Origin of the sequence: Microbispora sp. CL1-1 (assembly GCF_012034195.1) — a bacterium.
Lineage (GTDB): Bacteria > Actinomycetota > Actinomycetes > Streptosporangiales > Streptosporangiaceae > Microbispora.
In genome coordinates, this window is record NZ_JAATEK010000178.1 from 1 (window position 1) to 593 (window position 593).

A 593-nucleotide genomic window follows, 5' to 3' on the forward strand; every position below is an offset into this window, starting at 1 on the left:
GCCCACCGTCATCCCCCCGGCGGTGCGCAACCAGCAGCGGGTGGAGGCATGCCCATGCTGCCTGGCCTGCCCCGCACGATGCACCCGCCCCACCCGGTCGGCCAGCGCGCTGGTGATCCGATCCCGGGCGAACAGCAACTCCTCCGCCTCGGCCAGGCACATGTCCACATCGTCGGGCAGCGGGGTCAGCGCCAGCTCCTGGGCCACCTCACGAACCGACCCCACCACCACCCACGACGACCGCACACGACCCCGACCACGACCACGATCACGCCCACCCACACCGCCGGAAGCACCCGCACCCGCACCCGAGCCGCCCGCGCGAGCGCCATCCGCGCTAGCGCCAGAGCCAGAGCCGGCCGCGCCAGTGCCATCCGCGCTAGCGCCAGAGCCAGAGCCATTCGCACCGGCGGGAGCCGCGTCCTCGGCAGTCTCACGGGCGGCATTCGCGCCAGCGCCGTTTGCGCCACCCACATTCGCACCGGCGAATGCCGCACTGTCGGCGGCCCCGCGCGCGGCGTGCGCGCGAGCGCCATCCGCGCCAGCGGCGTCCGCACCGGCGGCAGCCGCACGATCGGCAGCCCCACGGGCGG

General features: G+C 75.2%; 1 protein-coding gene. It reads right to left on the reverse strand.

Annotated features, from left to right (window positions below):
- Window positions 1-246: hypothetical protein (locus HCK04_RS40505; protein ID WP_142652794.1), on the reverse strand; the 246-nt coding region annotated here is incomplete at its 3' end.
- Window positions 247-593 lie beyond the last annotated feature (347 nt).